12 protein-coding genes are annotated in these 13939 nt (G+C 49.1%); all 12 read left to right on the top strand.

Features of this window, described 5'->3' with window-relative positions:
• Positions 1-68 precede the first annotated feature (68 nt).
• Positions 69-980, top strand: coding sequence for a carbohydrate ABC transporter permease (locus PAHA3_RS02770; RefSeq protein WP_062833376.1), 912 nt, complete (start codon positions 69-71; stop codon positions 978-980).
• A gap of 2 nt (positions 981-982) precedes the next feature.
• Positions 983-1846, top strand: a complete 864-nt coding sequence (locus tag PAHA3_RS02775; protein WP_017689719.1) for a carbohydrate ABC transporter permease — start codon at positions 983-985, stop codon at positions 1844-1846.
• Positions 1847-1857: 11 nt separating this feature from the next.
• Positions 1858-3324 (top strand): NHL repeat-containing protein, encoded by a 1467-nt coding sequence (locus tag PAHA3_RS02780; protein WP_062833377.1) that lies wholly within the window; start codon positions 1858-1860, stop codon positions 3322-3324.
• Positions 3305-3925 carry a YIP1 family protein gene (locus PAHA3_RS02785; RefSeq protein WP_062833378.1) on the top strand — a complete coding sequence of 207 codons (621 nt, stop codon included), beginning with the start codon at positions 3305-3307 and terminating at the stop codon, positions 3923-3925. Before PAHA3_RS02780 ends, PAHA3_RS02785 begins: the two co-directional genes overlap by 20 nt.
• Positions 3926-3939: 14 nt before the next feature.
• Positions 3940-6525: a DUF5696 domain-containing protein gene (locus PAHA3_RS02790; protein ID WP_062833379.1), complete on the top strand. Its 2586-nt coding sequence runs from the start codon at positions 3940-3942 to the stop codon at positions 6523-6525.
• Positions 6522-7421, top strand: coding sequence for a carbohydrate ABC transporter permease (locus PAHA3_RS02795; RefSeq protein ID WP_062833380.1), 900 nt, complete (start codon positions 6522-6524; stop codon positions 7419-7421). The genes PAHA3_RS02790 and PAHA3_RS02795 overlap by 4 nt, the downstream gene beginning before the upstream one ends.
• Positions 7422-7449: 28 nt before the next feature.
• Entirely contained in the window at positions 7450-8460 is a 1011-nt protein-coding gene (locus tag PAHA3_RS02800) for a carbohydrate ABC transporter permease (protein WP_082762694.1), read from the top strand.
• Positions 8461-8489: 29 nt separating this feature from the next.
• Positions 8490-9452, top strand: coding sequence for a glycosyl hydrolase (locus PAHA3_RS02805; protein ID WP_062833381.1), 963 nt, complete (start codon positions 8490-8492; stop codon positions 9450-9452).
• Positions 9453-9676: 224 nt separating this feature from the next.
• Positions 9677-10213 carry a hypothetical protein gene (locus tag PAHA3_RS02810; protein WP_062833382.1) on the top strand — a complete coding sequence of 179 codons (537 nt, stop codon included), beginning with the start codon at positions 9677-9679 and terminating at the stop codon, positions 10211-10213.
• 204 nt (positions 10214-10417) lie between these two features.
• Positions 10418-11995 carry an extracellular solute-binding protein gene (locus tag PAHA3_RS02815; protein ID WP_062833383.1) on the top strand — a complete coding sequence of 526 codons (1578 nt, stop codon included), beginning with the start codon at positions 10418-10420 and terminating at the stop codon, positions 11993-11995.
• Positions 11996-12019: 24 nt separating this feature from the next.
• A complete protein-coding gene (locus PAHA3_RS02820) occupies positions 12020-12988 on the top strand; it encodes an ABC transporter permease (protein WP_082762696.1) in 969 nt (322 codons plus the stop codon).
• 59 nt (positions 12989-13047) lie between these two features.
• The gene (locus tag PAHA3_RS02825; RefSeq protein WP_062833384.1) at positions 13048-13920 is read left to right on the top strand and encodes a carbohydrate ABC transporter permease; all 873 of its coding nucleotides are present in this window, start codon (positions 13048-13050) and stop codon (positions 13918-13920) included.
• The last annotated feature ends 19 nt before the right edge of the window (positions 13921-13939 follow it).

Below are 13939 nucleotides of genomic sequence, written 5' to 3' on the forward strand. Positions count from 1 at the left end.
GAGGGTTAATCGTGCCACAAATATCACTCCGAGACGGACAAAACAGTCCTCCTGAGAAAGCGTCAAGGATGGGCATGAAATCGTGGTGGAGCTGGAAGCTCCAGGAAATGAAGGCCAGCAAACATTCCTATGTCCTGCTTGCACCTTATATGCTCCTGTTCATCATGTTTACCGTGATTCCGGTTGTCATCTCGATCATACTCAGCTTCACCTACTTTAACATGCTGGAATTTCCGCGTTTTATTGGCTGGCAGAACTATACTCGTCTGTTTCTGGAGGATGATGTATTCCTGATTGCGATCAAGAATACGTTGCTGTTCGCTATTATTACCGGACCAATCAGTTATATTGCCTGCTTCGTCTTCGCATGGATCATTAATGAGTTAACGCCGAAATGGAGAGCGTTCATGACGCTGATCTTCTATGCGCCCTCCATCTCGGGCAATGTATATTTTATCTGGCTGATGATCTTCTCGGGAGATCGTTATGGCATTGCGAATGGGTTGTTGATCAAATGGGGCTTTCTGCTGGAGCCGATCCAATGGTTGAAGACGGAAGCTTACATTATGCCGATCCTCATTCTTGTGCAACTGTGGCTGAGTCTCGGAACCGGATTTCTGGCGTTTATCGCTGGTTTGCAGACGGTGGACCGGACGTTGTACGAAGCAGGAGCGGTGGATGGCATTAAAAATCGCTGGCAGGAGCTATGGTACATCACCTTGCCTTCAATGCGTCCGCAGCTCATGTTCGGCGCAGTCATTCAGCTCACAACCTCGTTTGCCGTGGCCGATGTGTCGATCGCACTGGCCGGGTTCCCGAGCGTGAACTATGCGGCAGAGACGGTGGTCACCCACTTGATCGACTTCGGTACAACACGGTTTGAGATGGGCTACGCATCGGCGATTGCCACCGTACTGTTCATGATTATGGTGGGCACCAACTTGCTGGTACAGAAACTGCTTCGAAGGGTGGGAGAATAGCTATGGCTGCAATTGCGACAGGCAAAAAGCGGGTAAATCGCTCGCTATCGGGAAGTCTCTCCCTGTTTGCCCTTCTGCTCGTATTTGGTGCCTTCATGGTGCTGCCGCTGATCTATGCAATCAACAATGCATTCAAACCATTGGATGAGATTTTCACCTTTCCACCAACGCTGTTTGTCAAAAATCCGACGTTCAGCAACTTTACAGATCTGCTGAATCTGCTGAGTGACTCGTGGGTGCCGTTCTCACGTTATATATTCAACACAGTGTTTATAACCGGCATCGGTATCGTAGGCCATGTGCTGCTAGCTTCCGCAGCGGCTTACCCGCTTGCCAAACACAAGTTTCCGGGCAAAGTATTCATGTTCCAAGTGGTCGTACTGTCACTGATGTTCACACCTGCGGTGACGGCCATTCCGAACTATATGATCATGTCATGGCTCGGATGGATCGACACCTACTGGGCCGTTATTATTCCGGCATTTGCCTATTCACTCGGGTTATATCTGATGAAGCAGTTCATGGAGCAGATCCCGGATGCGCTGCTGGAAGCGGCCAAGATTGATGGTGCCAGTGAATACCGGATCTTCTGGTCCATCGTCATGCCCAATGTGAAGCCAGCTTGGCTTACATTGATCATTCTACTGTTCCAGATGTTATGGGGCAGTGATGGCAATGGATACATCTATAGCGAGCAGCTCAAGACCCTGCATTATGCAGCAGGTCAGATTATTCAGGGCGGAATATCCCGGGCAGGAGCGGGTGCTGCGGTAGCACTGATTTTGATGAGTGTGCCGATCACGCTATTTATTTTCTCTCAGAGCCGAATCATTGAGACGATGGCGAGTTCGGGCATGAAGGATTAAGGGGGAACGATATGGCACGCACAGTGAAAAGATGGCTTGTTCTCCTGGCGGCAGTATCTCTGCTGCTGGTGAATGCCGTGCCTGCGGCGGCCTCCCCGGCGCCGTATGAGAGTTATAACTACAACTACTGGAAAGAGGCTGTTCCTTCACCAGATGCCTATCTGCCCGAGCGTACGATATCAGGCCGTGACCTCGGCATTAGTGAGTTCAAAGACCCCGGTGATGTGAACGTTTCTCCCTCTGGATTGATCTATATTTTGGATAGTGGTAACAGCCGAATTGTCGTATTGGACCCAGGCTTTAAGCTGCTGCGCGTAATCGATGGATTCATGATGGAGGGTAGCAAGGAGGCCTTTAACCTTCCAGGTGGATTGTTTGTCGATGAAGAAGAACGCATATATGTCGCCGATACGGGAAACAGTCGTGTGGTTGTCCTTGATGGAGAGGGGACGTTGATACAAACCATCACGAAGCCCGAGTCAGATATCCTATCGACCCAATTCCAGTTTCAGCCTTTGAAGCTGACGGTGGACCATGTAGGCCGAGTGTATGTTGTGGCACAGGGGGTCTACGAAGGCATCATGCAGTTTGACGAGAGTGGGAAATTTATCGGATATGTCGGTACCAACAAAGTGGAGCGGGACTACGGGGAATACATCTGGCGCATGTTATCGACCAAAGCCCAGCGCGCGCAGATGGTCCTGTTTGTTCCAACGGAGTTCTCCAATGCGGATATTGACCACAAAGGATTCGTGTATGCAACGAATATTGATCCCGGCTCGAATGAACCGATCAAGCGGCTTAACCCGTCTGGTGAAGATGTACTGAAACGCTTTGGTTATTACGATGTCAAAGGCGATATCCGGTTCCGTAACAATCCGGGTCCCTCCAAACTGATTGATGTGAAAGTGCTGGGCGACGGCATGTACAGTGTATTGGATGCGACACAGAACCGGGTGTTCACGTACGACGATGAAGGTCATCTGCTCTACATATACGGTGGCAAAGGAAATCAGGTGGGCACGCTCAAAACACCTGTCGCGATTGAACAATCGGGTGAGCATCACTTGGTTTTGGATCGGGGCAAGAACAACCTTGTCGTTTATGAGCCGACCCGTTTTGGTGCCCGTGTGAATGAAGCGGTGGCACTCCACTATCGGGGCGAGGACACAGAGGCCGTGAATATATGGAGAGAAGTGCTTAAGCTGAATGCTAACTATGACATCGCTTATATCGGTATCGGCAAGTCCTTATTAATGGAGAAGAAAAACGAGGAAGCGCTGGGTTACTTCGAACTTGGAATGGACCGCAAGAGTTATTCTGTCGCGTTCAAGAGGCATCGGCGGGAGATGATGAAGGAACATTTCGGTACATTCCTGACCGCTGCAATCGCGCTGATTGTCATTCTGATCCTGACCCGGGTAGCGGTTAAATGGAGACGGAGGAGGCAGGTTGATCGTGAAGCAGGATTTCATTAAGTTTCCGCTGCATCTCATTTTTCACCCCATTGATGCATTCTGGGACCTCAAGTCGGATAACCGGGGACGGCTGCTTGTTGCTTTTGCAGCATTGGCGCTTACCATTGTCATGATGATTTTGCAAAAGCAGTACGCAGGATTTCTCGTCAATTACATCGATCCTCGTACGATTAATAGCATCATCGAGATCGCCACAGTTGCGGTCCCTTTCTTTCTATGGTGCACGGCCAACTGGGCGGTAACGACCTTGATGGAAGGGGAAGGCAAGTTCAGGGAAATCGTTCTGGCGACAGGTTACTCACTCATTCCAATTATTCTGATCTATGCCCCGATGATCGTGATCAGCCGGTTCATGGTGCAGGAGGAGACTGCTTTTTATTATCTGTTCAATAGCATTGCATTCTTCTGGTTTATACTGCTTCTGTTCATTGGCATGATGACGGTACACCAGTACACGGTGATTAGAACAATGATAACGATGGTGCTGACACTCATTGTGATGGGCATTATCGTATTCCTTGGCGCACTGGTCTTCAGCATGCTGCAACAGTTGTACGAATTCGGTTATAACATTTACCGCGAGTTGATTTTTCGGACCTAAAGGAGGCGGCATCCGTGAACAAAAGGCAACGATTATATACGGTGCTGGCTGGTGGTACAGCTGTGATCATGATTGCAGCCGGGCTGCTGTATATAAACAACAGGGGGGTTCCTGCCGTAGAAGCCGCGGCTTATCTGGATACGACAACCAGAGCCATGCCCGTCACGGAGGACCCGTTGCAGTTCCTTAGCGACTCCTCGCAGGGCGTGCCTGGTATGCAACTGGTCGCCGAAGATCAGAGACTCGCCCTGTATTATAACGAGGAGACAACGGAAATTGCAGTACGGGACGGGAAAAGTGGAGAGATTTGGTACAGCAATCCGAAAGAACGGGCTGAGGATGGTCTCGCTTCTGCATATGAAAAAGAGGTGCTGTCCTCCCAGTTGAACGTGTCTTTCCGGGATTCGATGGGCACACTGGAGAACTTTCCGAATTTCAGCTCCAGTATTAGCAACAAGCAATTCACAGTGGGCCAGATCGATCAAGGGATTCGGGTGAACTATACGCTTGGTGATACGTCACTTGGCATTGATGCGCTGCCTAAACTGATTAGCAAACAGCGTCTGGAGGAGAAAGTGCTTTCCAAGCTGGATGCTACTGTCGCAAGGTACACATCTGCCCGATATTATCCAACCAAGAACAATCCGGATATTCTGGAACGGCTGGATGGACAGATTTCGAAGCAACTTGTGCTGAACAAGATGCTGGGTGCCTTTGAGACGGCAGGTTACACGGTGGACGATCTGGCTTTTGACAATCAGGAGAATGGAGTCGAAGGCGGAGGTGTATCGGATAAGCCCAGCTTCGTCATTTCTGTGGAATATCGACTTGAGCAGGGGGCACTCGTTGTGACCGTGCCTCTGAGCCAAATAGAAGAAAGTGGGCAGTACCGCATTCGAAATATTGATTTGCTCGCTTATTTTGGTGCGGCGGATACGAAGGGTGAGGGTTACATGCTCGTGCCCGACGGTTCAGGCAGCCTGATCCATCTGAACAACGGAAAAACCCAGGAAGAGCAGTATGTACAGCGTGTATATGGCGCAGACCCAAATGATAATTCGCTCAGTCGTCCTCAGGTTAGTGAATCCGCGTATATGCCTGTGTTTGGTCTGAAGAACGGGGAGAAAGCCTGGTTTGCAGTCATTGAAAAAGGGGATGGCATTGCCAGTATCTCCGCGGATATTGGAGGCAGACAGAATAGCTACAACCATGTACACGCGACCTTCTCCCTGCGCGGAGAGGATGAGCTGGAGATGTACACCTCGCAGAAAATGCAGGAGATCCAGCTGCTTAGCGATGAGCCTTTCCGTGGAGATATTCAGGTTCGCTATCATTTTCTTCATGGAGAAGATGCCAGTTACTCAGGAATGGCCCGCCTGTATCAGCAGCAGTTGATCGAGCAGGATGTATTGCAGCCACTCTCAGAACAGACGGAGTTGCCGTTTTATGTGGATGTGCTTGGTGCAGTGGACAAAAAGGCTTCGTTCCTGAGTGTGCCTTATCGGACCACCTTAGCCATGACGACGTACGAACAGGCCACCGAAATGGCGGCGAAGTTACAGCAGGAAGGTGTGAACCGCGTACAGATGCGTTATCAGGGATGGTTCGGTGGCGGCATCAGCCATCATACGCCAACCCGGGTGAAATTGGATAGTGAAGTAGGTAGTCGTTCCGAGCTACAAGCATTGTCCGCTAAGCTGGAGCAGTCGGGTGGAGCTCTGTTCCCGGATGTGGCTTTCCAGCACATGTATCACGATGATTTGCGCTTTGCTCCCTCCTCGGATGCAGCTCGGTTTGTAACGAAGGAGACCGCGGAACTATATCCATACAATCCTGCGCTTAATCGCATGGATCAGAGTAAGGACAGCTATTATTTGCTCTCAGCGGCCAAGCTTCCTTATGTGGTGAATGAGTTTGCTGACAAATTCAATAAACTGGGCCTTGGTGGATTATCCCTTCGTGATCTCGGGCAGGTCCTGACTTCAGATTATCGGGATAGTCGGGTGATTCATCGGGAGACGGCGAAGAACATTGTGAAGGAGCAGCTGGGCAAGCTGGAACAATCCTATCCGAACCTGATGGTATCCGCAGCCAATAGTTACGCTTGGGGAAGTGCACAACATGTTGTGAATGTACCCGCAGGGTCGAGTCGGTTCAATATTACCGATGAAGAAGTTCCTTTTTATGCGATGGTTATTCATGGATACATGAACTATGCGGCATCTCCGATGAACACGTCGGGGGATCAGGATCTCCGCAAACAGTTGCTGCGCAGTCTGGAGCATGGGGCAGCTCCATATTTTCAATGGACCTATGAACCATCATCCAGGCTGAAGCTGACGAATTATGATTCGGCCTACGCAACGGAGTATGCATATTGGGTGGATGATGCCGTTGCTTTGTATAAGCAGGCCAATGAAGTGCTGGGAAATTTGGCGAATAAGCAGATTCTCAAGCATGAACGCATTCAGGATGGCGTGGTTCGGATCACCTATACTGGGGGTACATCCATCCTTGTGAATTACAATGCGGATGCAGTAACCGTGGATGGAACAACGGTTGGCGGGACGGACTATGTGGTGGGAGGAATGAACCGATGAGAACCATTCGATTATCATTGAAGTCACGGAGAGCGCTGCTTGGACTTGCATTCATTTCTCCGTGGTTGCTCGGTTTCATCTTCCTCTTTGCCACACCACTCCTGCAATCGATTCGGTTCAGTCTGAGTAATCTGTCCGTTGCTCCGGGCGGGTACGTTCTGGACTTCGTTGGATTTAAAAATTTCAAGGATGCACTTCTGGTTGACGCTACATTCAACCGAATTCTGGTGGATTCAGTTGGAGCGATGGTACTGAACGTGCCGATGATTCTGTTCTTCAGTTTGTTTACGGCGACATTGCTCAACCAGAAGTTCAGAGGCAGAACGATGGCACGTGCGATCTTTTTCCTGCCGGTTATTCTGGCTTCCAGTGCAGTCGCAGCAGCTGAGTCTGCGGGATTAATCAATCTAATGGGGGATGCGAGTGCGGTGGATGCATCAGCCGATGGCGGTGCTTCGTTCAACGTGGTATCCATTGTGCGGATGCTGGCGGATGTGGGACTACCGATGGCCTATGTGGATTACATTGTAGAAGCCATCATGCGGATCTATGAGATTATTAGTAGCTCAGGCGTTCAGATTCTGATCTTCCTCGCCGCGCTGCAATCAGTACCAGGATCGATGTATGAGGTTGCGAAGATCGAAGGGGCGACAGCCTATGAATCGTTCTGGAAAATTACATTTCCCATGGTCAGTCCCTTGATTCTGACGAATGTCATCTATACGATCATTGATTCATTTGCCGGGAGTCCAGTCACACAGGCCATCTACCAAACCGCATTCAAAACCCAGAACTTTGGCTTGAGCTCGGCGATGTCCTGGTTGTACACGCTGGTGATTGGTCTTGTCCTGATCGTAGTAGGCTGGGTGCTGTCACGGCGGGTTCACTACAACTGACGGTTAACATTAAGGGAGGCTTCAGATTATGGCTGCATCAGGGACAGATCGCATGGTGGTAGTTCCGAAGCAGAATTATCACATGCATCGGGTGCGAAACAAGACATCGGACCTTCTCTATTCCATATTCAGATATGCACTGGTCATCGGTATTTCATTTATTATTTTATACCCGTTATTTCTCAAAGTGTCAGTTGCGTTCAAGGATAAGCAGGATATCTACAATCCAACGATCTATATGATTCCCCAGCACTTTACATTGGATAATATCCGGCTAGCGGCGCAAGTGATGGATTACCTGCCTCTGCTGGCGAACACGTTATTGTTCGTTACCATTACAACGCTTCTGACAGCCATGTCCTGTGCGCTTGCAGGATACGGCTTCGCCCGGTTTTCTTTTCCGGGTAGCAATGTGCTCTTTGTGCTGGTAATTCTCACGATTCTGGTACCGACAAGTACGCTCATGGTGCCGATGTATCTGCATTTCCGCAGCTTTGACTTTCTGGGCATCATCCAGTTGTTCACCGGAACGAATGGCATCAATCTGCTGAATACGTACTGGCCTTCAATAATTACGGCTGCTACAGCGGGAGGGCTGAAGGCGGGACTGTTCATCTATATTTTCCGTCAGTTCTTCAAGGGCATGCCGAAGGAGATTGAGGAGGCCGCACTGATTGACGGTGCAGGCGGATTCAAAACGTTTGCTCGAATCATGTTGCCCAATGCGATCTCACCACTAATTACGGTCATTTTGTTCTCTTTTGTATGGCAGTACAATGATACATTCTATTCGGCGTTGTTTATGAGTGAAAGTCCACTGATCTCGCTGAAGGTGGCTTCCTTACCAGCTCAGGCGAACCAGTTGATTCCGCAACTGATGGGATTTGGTTCGAACTCGGGCATTAAGGCGGATCCGAACTATGTGGCCATGATCGTGGATACAGGCATTTTGTTGGCGATTGCACCGCTGATTATTTTGTATCTGTTTGTACAGCGCTATTTCGTGGAGAGTATTGAACGTTCCGGTGTTGTGGGTTAACATGGTAAACCCAATTGGAGGTGTTAGTGATGACGGTGCCTACGATCAACAGTGCTCCGGTGAATGAAGCAGCGACATCTGAAGCGAGAGAATTAATGGCGTTTCTGGTCGAGCGTTATGGGAAAGGGATGTTGTCAGGTCAGCAGGATTACAGCAATCTGAACTGGATTAATGAAAACACAGGCCGCAAACCAGCTGTGATTGGCTTTGATCTCATGGAATATTCGCCATCAAGAACAGAGCGCGGCGCGGTCTCTCAGGAGATCCGGGATGCGATTGCATGGCACCGACAAGGTGGCATTGTGACGCTGTGCTGGCACTGGAATGCACCGACGGATCTGATCGATGAACCAGGTAAAGAGTGGTGGCGGGGGTTCTATACGGACGCAACCACCTATGATCTGGCATCAGCGCTGGCTGATACTGAGTCAGAAGAGTACAGACTTTTGATCCGGGATATCGATGCGATTGCATTTCACTTGCAAGAGTTGAAGGATGCTGGTGTGCCTGTTTTATTCCGACCACTTCATGAAGCGGAGGGCGGCTGGTTCTGGTGGGGAGCGAAAGGCCCCGAACCTGCCATACAGTTATATCAGTTGTTGTATGATCGATTGGTTCAAGAACATCAGCTGCACAACCTTATCTGGGTCTGGAACTCAGAAAAACCGGAATGGTATCCAGGGGATGATGTCGTGGATATTGTGAGTGTAGATGTATACCCGGAAGCAGGAGATCACAGCCCGTTGGCTGCACGTTACGCCAACCTGCGAGAACTTGTGAAGGACAACAAAATCATTGCACTCGCCGAGAACGGCTCCATCCCTGATCCTGAGCAAATGAAGGAACAGGATGTGCACTGGAGTTGGTTCTGTACTTGGACAGGTGGATTCCTCAGAGATGGGACACATAATGATGTGGCGTTTTTGAAGAAAGTGTATAACAGCGAAGAGGTCATTACGCTCGATCAGTTACCGAAGTGGAGTTGGTTGTAGGGCTGTCATCTGAAAGAATACTCAACTTACAAAAAGCGTCAGCAAGGCATGAGAGAATTATGCCAATGCTGACGCTTTTTATATGAAACGATCTCATGCGAATGGATACAGGTCTCGATGAATGAACTAATTTGCTACAGATATTTCCATAAATGATGGCATGATGTACACTATGACTAACGAATATGGATACGGAACGATTTGTTGGAGGTGGTGAGATTCCTATGACGGATTTGAAGGCGTATCATTATTTTGAACAAAGTCTTGGACCTTTCCGCAATCTCTCCAGCCTGTCTAATGAAGAAGCCGAAATAGTTACTCAACAAATCCGTGATCAAGGCCGGAATTTTGCCAGTCAGCGATCAGCGGATTATATGACCATCCGTAGAGCACTTGAACATCAAGCGTACGAGCAGTTTAAGGCCAAGGGAGGAACCCCCACCAATCGATATCCCCACTATCTGACCCTTGGTGCATGTGAATGGCTGTCATCTTGGTATAACGAACCAGATTTACTGATCATCCCTTGGGAAGATCTGTCTGCCGAAGTTGTAAGTTTCACCTATGGAGACCTCTTTCCAACAATGCGATATATGGATGATAAACCTTACCGTAAGCAGATATACACCAAAGACGAAATTCTGGAAATTATTCAGGCCTATGGTTGGCCTCAAGAATGGAACCGGCAAGGTAATCAAGGCCCGGAACGATATATTGAAGTACAAGTGTGGGACGAGCGCATTTTTAGACCTTATCGTTGAAGCGAAGGCGTTTAGGGCACATTTTCACCGTTTATAACCGGTGCAAAAAAGTGCAATTGCAGGAAATACGGGTGTTCGTTATAGTGAGTGAAAGCTTTGACCGGTCAGGAAGAATCTTCTTCAAGAGCCTGTCAAAGCCCCTTTTTTAATTGTTAATCCGATTAAGACTATAGGTTTAAGAGACTAAGGAGGATGGGAAAGCCTATGCAAAAAGTGGGGAAACGTAACACCCGTAATCTGACCTGGATCATATCGGTTGTCATGGTCATGTCCGTGGTGCTTAGTGCATGCGGAAATAATGAAGAAGGACAGGTAAGTGGCAGCAGTGGCAATGCCGACGATCCGTTGGAAGTCAGCATTATGACCATCACGCCGAGTGCCGTCCCTGCTGCTGATGATAATGTAATCAAACGCGCTATTGAAGAAGCGACTAACTCCAAAATGAATATCCAGTGGGTCTCCAACAATATCTACGGTGACAAGCTCAATCTGACCCTGGCTTCCGGGGATATACCTGATCTCATCATGATTAATGATCCATTTGGAAGTACCTTCACCAAGATGGTCAAACAAGGTGCTTTCTGGGATATCACCCCTTATATCAAGGACTATTCGAACCTCAGCGGAGGCATTCCCGATATTGCTTGGGATACAACCAAGGCATCAGATGGCAACAATTATGGGATCCCGCGGCCTCGCCCGGTCACTGGAGATTCTTTTTTCATCATCCGCAAGGATTGGCTTGACCGATTGAATTTGCAGGTGCCAGAGACCACGGATGAGTTGTTCAACGTGATGGAGGCTTTTGTGGAGCAGGACCCCGATGGTAACGGAACCAAAGATACCACGGCACTTGCTGCTTATATCAGTCCGGATGATCTCGGTTGGGGAGGTAATCTCGGCCCAGTACTCGGTGCCATTGAGAATTCTTTTATCGGAACCAATAGCAGTTGGAAATGGGATGAGTCGCAGGGGAAGCTGGTCTACAGGGAGCTGTTGCCCGAGGTGAAAGAATCCCTTCAATATCTAACCAAAGCCTATAGCAGCGGCATGATGCCGGAAGATCTGCTTTCGCTCAAGCTGACGCAGGCCAGGGAACTGTTCAAGCGCAATCAGGCGGGCATTATCGTGGACAAGACAGGTACGATGCGCAAAATCTATGCCGATGACCTGAAGAAGGTCGATCCTTCTTTTAAATATACGGATTTCTATCCTTTGACCAATCTGAATGGATATAATCCGAAAGGTTCGGGATACAACGGTATTCTGGCGATCCCTGCCAGTGTGCCGGAAGAGAAGATGAAACAAATTCTCCAACTCGTTGATACCTGGATGAATCCGGAAGTATTTGAAATTCAGCAGTTCGGGATTGAAGGTACGCATTATGAAGTGGTGGATGGTAAAAAGGTAGCGAGTAGTGAAAAATTGACGGCGGATAACGCGTCGGATTTCAATCATATCGTTAACGTCATCGACCTGCCTTGGGATACCACGGGTGAAACGGATGAAGAGACACAGGCCAATGAACTGTTCAAAAAAGTGGAGGCAGAGCGAGACAAAACGAGCGTGGCGGATCTGGCCGCTGGCCTTCAATCTGAGACCGGGCAGAAAGTGCTGCCTGAACTCAACAAGAAGATCCAGGATCTGAAAGCGAAAATTATTTTGGGCCGGGAGCCGATTGAAGCTTGGGATGCCTTTGTGGAAACCCTGCGGAATGATCCGAATTTCCAGGCGATGAGTGATGAGATGACCGAAGCTTACAAGAAAAGAAATGGACAGTGAATCTGAGGGAAGGAGCTGCACACCATGAGCACCCATGAGCAACGAATGAGTACGGTTAAGGGGAGGCAGACTTCATCCAAAAAGAAAGGCTTAAACCTGCTGTCCGCACTTCGGCGTGACCGGTCGTTATATTTGCTCGCATTGCCGGGCGTATTGTTCTTCCTCGTTTTCAAATACATCCCGATGTGGGGCATCATCATTGCATTTCAGGATTACTCGCCCTTTCGGGGGATTCAGGGCAGTGAGTGGGTAGGCTTGCAGCACTTTACAGCACTCTTTGGTAATCCGGATTTTGCTTTGTTGTTCCGAAATACGCTGGCAATCAGCCTGCTCAATCTGATTTTATTCTTTCCTTTTCCGATCCTGATCTCCTTGGGACTCAATGAACTGCGAAGTGTGGCGTATAAGAGACTGATTCAAACGATTATCTACATGCCGCATTTTCTCTCCTGGGTGTTCATTGCCGGGTTAACACTGCTGCTGTTCGCCAAAGGAACGGGACTGATTAATGAGTTATTCACTTTATGGGGATGGCCCCGCGTGGATATATTGACGAACCCGGACAGCTTCTGGATCATGGTCACCTTGCAAGCGATGTGGAAGGAAGCTGGTTGGGGCACGATTGTGTTCCTGGCCGCCATGGCGAGTGTGGATACTCAGCTGTATGAGGCAGCACGCATGGATGGAGCGGGACGATTGCGCCAGATCTGGCATATTACGTTGCCTGCCATCCGCAGTGTCATCATCGTGCTCTTGATTTTAAGACTCGGAGACATCATGGAGGTGGGGTTTGAGCAAATCTTCCTTATGTACAACGGCGCTGTATCTGAAGTGGCCGAGGTGTTCGACACCTATGTATACCGCACAGGGATCGAGCAGGGCGATTTTAGCTACAGTACAGCGGTTGGACTGTTCAAATCCGTAATTGGTCTAGTGCTGGTCGTTGTCGCAAATCGTGTAGTTAAGCGCATGGGTCAGGAAGGCGTCTACTAGTTCGATCCGGCACCTATCCATACCCGGGCAGCCATTAATCAATGGAGAGGAGGTTTCGAATGCATCGCATGAAATGGAGTGAGCGGATTGGACAGTCCCTAAATGTGGTTACGCTTGGACTACTGGCTGTGGTCATGTTTTTCCCGCTATATTATGTTTTCGTCGTTTCATTCACGGACCCCGGAGAGTATTTGCAAAAGAAAATTGTACTCTTTCCGGAACGCTGGTCTGTTGAAGCCTATACGTATTTGTTATCCACGCCTGCCTTTGCACGCTCGCTGGGGAACAGTGCATTTCTGGCAACCGTCGGCACGTTGTGCAGCCTGGCTGTATCATCCTCTCTGGCGTATGCGCTGTCCCAGAAGCGATTCCACTTCAGAAAAATACTGATGTTCCTGATTGTACTAACCATCTTGTTTAGCCCGGGCATCATTCCAAATTATCTGCTGGTGCGGGAACTCGGGCTGATCAATAATATCTGGGCATTAATTCTGCCTGCGCTCGCCAATGGCTGGACGGTGTTGCTGATGAAAAATTTCTTCGACAGCCTGCCCGCAGAGATCAGCGAAGCGGCATCCATTGATGGCTGTAGTGCCATCCGAACCTGGTACACGATTGTGTTGCCCTTATCGATGCCTGCGCTTGCTGCTTTTGGATTGTTTTTCGCTGTAGGCTACTGGAATCAATTCTTCGCGGCACTGTTATACCTGAATGATTCTGCGAAATGGCCCATCCAAGTATTATTGCAAAACATGTTGCTGAACGCATCCAATATCGATCTGGTTGCGCCTGGACAGCAGGTGGAGACACCGCCGACAGAAATGTTGAAGATGGCCGCGATCATTGTAGCCATATTGCCAGTACTGGTGGTGTATCCATTTATTCAAAAGCATTTTGCCAAAGGAGCACTGATCGGCTCGGTCAAAGGATGAATCTGCATTCAGGCGGGTA

This window comes from Paenibacillus amylolyticus, assembly GCF_001570725.1.
Taxonomy (GTDB): Bacteria; Bacillota; Bacilli; order Paenibacillales; family Paenibacillaceae; genus Paenibacillus; species Paenibacillus amylolyticus_A.

Coding starts and splice junctions, on each gene's coding strand:
- PAHA3_RS02770 (WP_062833376.1), top strand. CDS start 69: ATGGGCATGAAATCGTGGTGGAGCTGGAAGCTCCAGGAAATGAAGGCC.
- PAHA3_RS02775 (WP_017689719.1), top strand. CDS start 983: ATGGCTGCAATTGCGACAGGCAAAAAGCGGGTAAATCGCTCGCTATCG.
- PAHA3_RS02780 (WP_062833377.1), top strand. CDS start 1,858: ATGGCACGCACAGTGAAAAGATGGCTTGTTCTCCTGGCGGCAGTATCT.
- PAHA3_RS02795 (WP_062833380.1), top strand. CDS start 6,522: ATGAGAACCATTCGATTATCATTGAAGTCACGGAGAGCGCTGCTTGGA.
- PAHA3_RS02800 (WP_082762694.1), top strand. CDS start 7,450: ATGGCTGCATCAGGGACAGATCGCATGGTGGTAGTTCCGAAGCAGAAT.
- PAHA3_RS02805 (WP_062833381.1), top strand. CDS start 8,490: ATGACGGTGCCTACGATCAACAGTGCTCCGGTGAATGAAGCAGCGACA.
- PAHA3_RS02810 (WP_062833382.1), top strand. CDS start 9,677: ATGACGGATTTGAAGGCGTATCATTATTTTGAACAAAGTCTTGGACCT.
- PAHA3_RS02815 (WP_062833383.1), top strand. CDS start 10,418: ATGCAAAAAGTGGGGAAACGTAACACCCGTAATCTGACCTGGATCATA.
- PAHA3_RS02820 (WP_082762696.1), top strand. CDS start 12,020: ATGAGCACCCATGAGCAACGAATGAGTACGGTTAAGGGGAGGCAGACT.
- PAHA3_RS02825 (WP_062833384.1), top strand. CDS start 13,048: ATGCATCGCATGAAATGGAGTGAGCGGATTGGACAGTCCCTAAATGTG.